Annotated in this window: 5 protein-coding genes; 2 read left to right on the forward strand and 3 right to left on the reverse strand. The window is 41.1% G+C overall.

From position 1 onward, the window contains the following. Together PN447_RS17515 and PN447_RS17520 are read left to right on the forward strand one after the other, a co-directional pair. Positions 1-766 (forward strand): tetratricopeptide repeat protein (locus PN447_RS17515; RefSeq protein WP_271764292.1); only part of this gene is annotated, 766 nt, incomplete at its 5' end. 261 nt (positions 767-1,027) lie between these two features. Further along, entirely contained in the window at positions 1,028-1,234 is a 207-nt protein-coding gene (locus PN447_RS17520; protein ID WP_271764293.1) for a competence protein CoiA family protein, read from the forward strand. A gap of 208 nt (positions 1,235-1,442) precedes the next feature. Here the strand turns inward: PN447_RS17520 and PN447_RS17525 are convergent, their stop codons facing one another. The 3 genes from PN447_RS17525 to PN447_RS17535 form a co-directional block, all read right to left on the reverse strand. After that, complete coding sequence (locus tag PN447_RS17525) at positions 1,443-2,747, reverse strand: hypothetical protein (protein WP_271764294.1); 1,305 nt, start codon at positions 2,745-2,747, stop codon at positions 1,443-1,445. A gap of 336 nt (positions 2,748-3,083) precedes the next feature. Next, positions 3,084-4,868 carry a M61 family metallopeptidase gene (locus tag PN447_RS17530; protein WP_271764295.1) on the reverse strand — a complete coding sequence of 595 codons (1,785 nt, stop codon included), beginning with the start codon at positions 4,866-4,868 and terminating at the stop codon, positions 3,084-3,086. Between the two features lie 376 nt (positions 4,869-5,244). Beyond that, positions 5,245-6,441, reverse strand: coding sequence for a HetZ-related protein 2 (locus PN447_RS17535; protein ID WP_271764296.1), 1,197 nt, complete (start codon positions 6,439-6,441; stop codon positions 5,245-5,247). Between the last annotated feature and the right edge of the window lie 577 nt (positions 6,442-7,018).

Genomic DNA, 7,018 nt, shown 5'->3' on the forward strand with positions numbered 1-7,018 from the left:
GGGTCAAACCAATCAAAACCAGGCGTTAACTATTAAAAATTCCCAAGTAGTTAGTCAAAGACCACCAATACTTTACAGTCAAAGTCGGTCTAATCGGGATTTAGCTGTAACTTACTACAATCGCGGTGTTGATTACGCTCAACAACAGAAATGGGAATTAGCATTGGCTGATTATAACCGAGCTATTAGACTTAATCCTAATTATACTGATGCTTACAACAATCGCGGTATTGTTTACGCTCAACAGCAGAAATGGGAATTAGCATTGGCTGATTTCAACCGAGCTATTAGACTTAATCCTAATTTAGCTAATGCTTACATGGGTCGCGGTATTGTTTACCGTGAGCAGCAGAAATGGGAATTAGCATTGGCTGATTTCAACCGAGCTATTAGGATTAATCCTAATTATACTGATGCTTACATTGGTCGCGGTACTGTTTACCGTGAGCAGCAGAAATGGGAATTAGCATTGGCTGATTTCAACCGAGCTATTAGGATTAATCCTAATTATACTGATGCTTACAACAATCGGGGTTGGCTTTACTATAAACAGGAAAAATGGGATTTAGCACTGGCTGATTATAACCGAGCTATTAGGATTAATCCTGATGATGCTAATGCTTACAACCTTCGGGGTGTTGTTTACCTTCAGCTAGAAGATATTAACAAAGCAAGGGAAGACTACCAAAGAGCAGCGGAATTATACCGCACTCAAGGTAATACTGTTATGTATCAAATGGTACTGGTGCTTTTAAACTCACTGTAGCTGCAAAGACACCTGAAAGTAAGGACTGAACAGGTTTTAGGGAACTGTTCGCCCTTGTGTTGATGAGAAAAGCTAAAAAGCCGACTCGCCAACCCTGTAACCGGGAAGGTCAGCTAGTAGCATTGGAGATACCTGGCACTCCACAAAAGTTGGCAAGCGGTAAAACTGTCTCAACCAGCAGCAACGTTAACTTCTGACTCTTCCTTTTATTGATACAAAAAAAATGTGGTCATTTGCGGTATCAGAAAAAGGGTAAGATGAATGTGTCTAAGATACGGGGTTAATTTAAATAATTGCCTGGTTTCTATTGATGAGGTGGGACGCGGTAGTACTAACCTAGCTTGTCCGTATTGTGGTGGGCCGCTAATAGCAAAGAAGGGTTATAAGAAGGAGCATCACTTTGCTCATCCTGGTGAAACTTGTAAACAGACTTCTGGCGATCGCCAATTACCTCAGCTACCAGCTTAGAGGATGTTTTAAAAGTCTCTCATGATGTATCGAATATTTTCAGATACCCCTAAATCACCCTTTTGTTAAAAATTTAGCCCCCCTTTTTAAGGGGGGTTGGGGGGATCAATCAGTGTCATTGATGACAATAAAAAACTTATCAAATATCCTCTTAGAGAAGTCCGGGATATTGTACTGACTCAAACCCTTACCCTGCAAATAACAGCTATCACTTTTTCACTAAAAAGTATGCTGTGGCAAACTCAGGTAATTGTCTAATATGCTGGGTGAACTGTTGGCGATTCTTAAAGGTTCCCGCTAAAAAGTCTAGTTGATAAAGATTAGGTAAAAATGCTCCCCCGGTATCGGCAATCACGCCCATTTGTAAATGTTGCCGACCGCCTCTAGTATCTTCAATCACGACTATTCTACCTAAGCCCATATTCAGAACATCCCCAGCAAAAGTTACTCCTGGCTTGATAGAAATTTTCGCATTTATATTATGTCCGTAACCTTTAATACCATCCACCTCTCTAAAATACCAGTAACGCTGTTGTGCTGTGGCTTTTAATCCCCGGACATAGGAAATACCATTATTTCTATCCACATTGAAAAATCCTTGAGTACCATCGGTAAAATTAATCAGAATTGTTCCCTGCATTAAAGCTTCTTCTAACCCATTGCGGGTCAAATAAGCCAGGGGTTGAACTCTACCATATTCTTTACCACCCGGCTCATAAATCCCTGATAAAACATCCTGTTTTGTATATCTAGTATAGAATTTATCAGCAATTTGGTCATCTTTTAAACTATAAATTGGGATATTATAAGTAGAAGTTTTAGTACGGGACCCTGTATGCTCAAAAACAGCATATTTGGTAATTCTTACCTGCTTCTGTCCCCGGTCACTAGGATTATGGGGAGTCCATTTAATCACCCGAAAATTCTGATTAATAAAATCAGGATTTTTTAACCTGGTAATGCGATTGTTGGCGATATCTTCCCTTAATACAGTAATCATAAAATCTAAAGTTCTGACAATATCCTGTACACCCACTCCCTGAGTACCCAGCAGACCCCGGCGAAAAATATTTGGGTCTTTATCCGCATTGTCTTGAAAATAATTTCTGGTGTTAACTAGAACGGTTAATAAATCTCTTTGTTGAAAATTGATATTAGATGTGGGTAGTTTACCAGGACTGAAAACCTGGCTACCTTGAATACTAAACTTGAACCTTTGCCACTCGTCAACCACAGGATAACTTACAGGTATTGGCCCTTGAGATATTGTAGATGTAGAGATATTTGGGGAGATAATATTTAAATCAGATATTTGGGGAAGAATAACAGGATTTGGCAAAATTTGAGCTTGGGAAATCTGTGATTTAGTTAAAAGATAATTTTTATTCTCATGTTCTGAAATCCCTGGTTCACTGTTTGAGTGACTGAATAAAGTACTAGTGGCTGTACTTATGACCAGGAAAGCACCAAAACCTAATGTAAAGCAGAGTTTTCGGGTTGAAAAGATACGCATAAGCTCAAACATGAATTACCGGTAATCAATAATAATGGCAATTTATCGATTACCCTAGGGTAGCCACTAGCCATCAATCTGTAAAGCACCGATGAAAAAGCCTGATTACTGGTAAACTCAACCGGTATAAGTTGAGCAACACCCCCATAGGTAGACCAGGATAAATTACTTATTATACTGTTCATACACGGGGAAGGCGATCGCTATCCTCCTAAGTGTAAATTGTATGGTTTATATTTTCCTAACTCAACAACTGCGAGAATTGGATCTGTGTGTTTTAGCTGCAACAACCAGATAATCAGGTTTGAGAGGCAAAAAGAGCCTCCCAACCTCCTATCAACCAAGATTAACTATCGGTACTCCTAACCATCCTGCTCCATTCTCCTTTTGTAAGCTATCGGGATTAGCTACTGGCAAAATCTCAAATTTACCAGGGCGTGGTGTACCCAGGGTAACAGAATGGGTACGTAATTCATCTTGGTGAAAAACCGTTACTTCAATACTATCCTGTGGTTGGTAGTCTTGGAGGCGCTCATTAAGTTGACTAGCAGTTAAGCGTACACCCCCAATGGCCAACAACTCATCACCTGGATCAATTCCCGCTAGTTGTGCTGGTGAACCCACTTCTACAGATTTAATTACTTCCCGGCCATGTTCGGTTTTCACCTTGATACCTAAATAAGGTGCTTCTTCCCGTTCCGCTACCAGATGTAAACCGAAGGGTTGCAAGTAATGATTAAAAGGTAATTCATCAGTGCTGTTAATGTAGGATTCAAAGAAATTGGACAAATCCACACCCGCTACCGATTCAACTACCTCCTGTAACTGTTCCGGGGTGTAGCCAATTTCCGGTTCTCCAAATTTCCGCCACATTTGCAGCATCACATCATCAAGCGATCGCTTATTGCCATGTCGCGCTCTAATTAACAAGTCTAGCAACAAAGAAACCATTTCCCCTTTAAGATAATAGGACATTTGGGAATTGCTGCTATTGGCATCTGGACGATAAAGTTTAATCCAAGCATCAAAACTCGACTCCGCGAGTGTTTGCACCTTGCGCCCTGGCGTTGTCAGAAATCTAGTAATTTCCTTACTCAAATGATTTAAATAAGACTTAGCATCATAAATGCCAGCTCGCAAAGGAATCAGTAAGTCATAGTAACTTGTAGTTCCTTCACAGAACCACAAAGAAGGTGTATAATTTTCCTGCTCATAATCAAACACTTCTAACCCTTTGGGGCGAATCCGCTTGACATTCCACAGGTGAAAAAATTCATGTGCCACTAATTGCACAAACCGCTCGTAATTCTCCTGATTGCGAAACCCAAAACGCTGGTAAATTAATGAACAACAGTTTTTATGCTCCAATCCTCCATAAGCTTGGGCGAATAAATGCAGGAGAAAAATATATCTGTCATAGGGTAAACCCCCAAACATCTGAGCTTCTACCTGAATAATTTTTTTGATATCAGTAATTACCCGTTCTGATGGTAAATTCCCTTCTCCCCAGATAGCCAGTTCATGGGGCTTGTCCAAAACCTCAAAGTAATATGATTGGTGGTTACCAATTTCAAAGGGGCTATCCACAAGGGTATCAAAATCCCCAGCACAGAAAGTATGGCTTTGCCCACCAACTGTCGGTAAAGAAGTAGTTACCCGCCAGTCTGGCTGTGGTGGTACGACAGTAATCTGAATTGGTAGACTTTCCCAAGTAGGGAGTCTAAAAAACAGTGCAGCACCATTGAAATAGGCGTGAGTCTTATCTAAATGATTCGTCCGTACCGATAGCTCATTGGCAAAGATTCGGTAACGCACACTTAACTGTGAAACACCACTTGTATTTACCTGCCAGTGGTTTTTGCTAATTTTTCGCCAATTTAAAGGCTTATCGCCGGCAAAAGCGGCAAAATCTTGGAGATTTTTCGCGTATTCTCGCACCAAGTATGACCCTGGTGTCCATACCGGCATTTTTAAGTCAAGAATTTGCGATGAATGGTTAGTTAGCTCCAATGTAACCTCAAACAGGTGAGTTTCTGGTTGAGGCATTGCCACAAGGTAATGAATTGTCGGTACTGTTTCCTGGATGCCAATCTCGATATGAGGTGCTGTTGCTTTAATCATGTGTAAAAAGAGTTATAAATCCTCACTTAATAGTTAATAGTCAAGAGTTAATGGTCAATAGTCAATAGTTAATAGTTAACAACTGTAGACTTAAGACCGATTGACACTCGCCATGCTCTGGTTCTCACGGATGTTACTCGGAATTTATGGGTAAGAGTTTATACTCTTAGGGCATATTTTCCGTATACCTTACCGCAGCACTAGATGCGGAATGAAAACGAATTGTCTATGTGGCACATTTCTATCTGTTCTATTGCCGCAATCTCAGCACATATAATTACAGTCAACTTTTGAACATATTTCACCAGTCTCAGATTGATTATATATAGGTAGTTTCCCACATTTAACCGGATCTGCGACATTCCCCATCTTTGGCCTAGATCCTGGGACAGTTCGTATTCCGAGTTCTTAAAGATTGGGCTGCGAGATAAACTTTTCTCCATTCGGCTAAGACTTGATGCTGGCTGAGGTTTAACTGTTTAGACGTTGCTTCTATAGAGTTACCTGCTTTACGCAAGTCTAGGATCTGTCGCTTCATAGGAGTTAAGATTTCGTACAGTCGCTGCCATTGGTTTTCAGTTAGCCCCAAATTATTTTCCGGGAGGGATATTGCCAACCAGTTATCAACCAGTTCTGGATTAACTTTGAGGGCAAAGATGCGCACGGCATGGTAGCTAATTTTTTCTCGTAGGCGGTAAATTTCCTTGGTGGACTTATGTAGTTTTTTCGCGATGTCATCTTGAGACTGCCCTTGCAGATACAACCGCAGCCACTCTACTGCCTCTTTTCCTAGGGTTTGTCGTAAATATTCGGCAAATTCTTTTTTTACCAGATGCCGCAGTATCTGCTGTTCTTCTAGTTCTTGTGTCTTTTGATATTGGGCGATCGCTCGATGATCAGCCCGGGTCAAGGCATTCTCACTGTTATCTGAGAGGGTGTGTACCGAAACCATCTTGACCAATTCAGTATTTGGCACTTGGGTTAAGCCACCACGCTGAATTCGCCGCAGGTAGTTGACAAATCTGTATAGGAGTAAGGGTTGATTACGTATTGGGCGCATAGAATACTCTTCTATACTGGCAAATAAAAGGGTATCCCGCAGCCGTTGATCGATGGTAAATTCAGCTATACAAGCCATTTGCTGGTGCATATATCGATCATTTTGCAATAGGTCTTGTAAGACCTCTTGTAACACATCGATGACAGTACGCTGGCGATCGCAACTCAAAGAAACCCAAGTCTGAATCTTATTGCGTAATGTCACCAAACCTGCTAAACGAATTAGTAGGTGACGATAGGCCACTTCTGTTCCGTAGCCCAGGTAGTGCTGATGTAAAATCCTCCAGCGATACTGAATACATTGTTGAGCAATGTTGAGTTGTTGGCGATTCAACTGATCCGAGCATTTTAAATCACTTCCCAAAAGCCAGAGAATAATACTTTCTCGGTTGGCTACACTTTGTTCTGGACACTCTGCGGCTAGACGCTTACCCCAGTAATCAGCTAAATTTTCCCTATCCTTTGCCTTGCGTCCCTCAAAAACCTGTATTAAACTCGGCATCACAACCCCCATTTATCACCAGAACCTCCGTAACTTATCCGCGACCATGAATATAAATGCAAGGTACGGGCGCATAAATTCGCCACCCTAGAAGGGGTGCTTTTCAGTCAAGGAATAGTGCTAGTCAATTTCCCTATTTACCAGGAACGCCGCCCTACTCTAGTCAAACTAGTTTTGACATCAGAACATCTGAGATGTTTTATTGTTATTACGTCTGGATTGACTAACTTTATGCACAATTGAGGAAAATTCTAGTTTTCTGTGTTGATATAGCAACCGCCAAGGTAGTTAGGACATAAACAGAAGATAAAACCATTGAAATTCAAGCGTTTCAAGGCTTCCCCCTGCCCCCTGCCCCCTGCTATATATGCCAACGGAGGCTAAAAATAGACACACCTTAACTTTTAGTTAAGGTGTGTAAATTAAAGGTTTAGCTGAATTTTGGTGAATCTGCTATATAAAACCTAGACAAAGCTAGACTTTACTTTCTACTTCAACGGGAGCATGGGAGCGGTTATCCCTTAGTAGACTTGCACGCCTTAGCCAGACGCGATATTTCTCTTAAGATTTACAAGAAAGACTACCGCTA

This window comes from Anabaena sp. CS-542/02 (assembly GCF_028331085.1).
GTDB lineage: Bacteria > Cyanobacteriota > Cyanobacteriia > Cyanobacteriales > Nostocaceae > Anabaenopsis > Anabaenopsis arnoldii.

Bases quoted from the DNA above. Each gene is read 5' to 3' on its own strand.
- PN447_RS17520 (WP_271764293.1), top strand. From the start codon at position 1,028: ATGTGTCTAAGATACGGGGTTAATTTAAATAATTGCCTGGTTTCTATT.
- PN447_RS17525 (WP_271764294.1), bottom strand. From the start codon at position 2,747: ATGCGTATCTTTTCAACCCGAAAACTCTGCTTTACATTAGGTTTTGGT.
- PN447_RS17530 (WP_271764295.1), bottom strand. From the start codon at position 4,868: ATGATTAAAGCAACAGCACCTCATATCGAGATTGGCATCCAGGAAACA.
- PN447_RS17535 (WP_271764296.1), bottom strand. From the start codon at position 6,441: ATGGGGGTTGTGATGCCGAGTTTAATACAGGTTTTTGAGGGACGCAAG.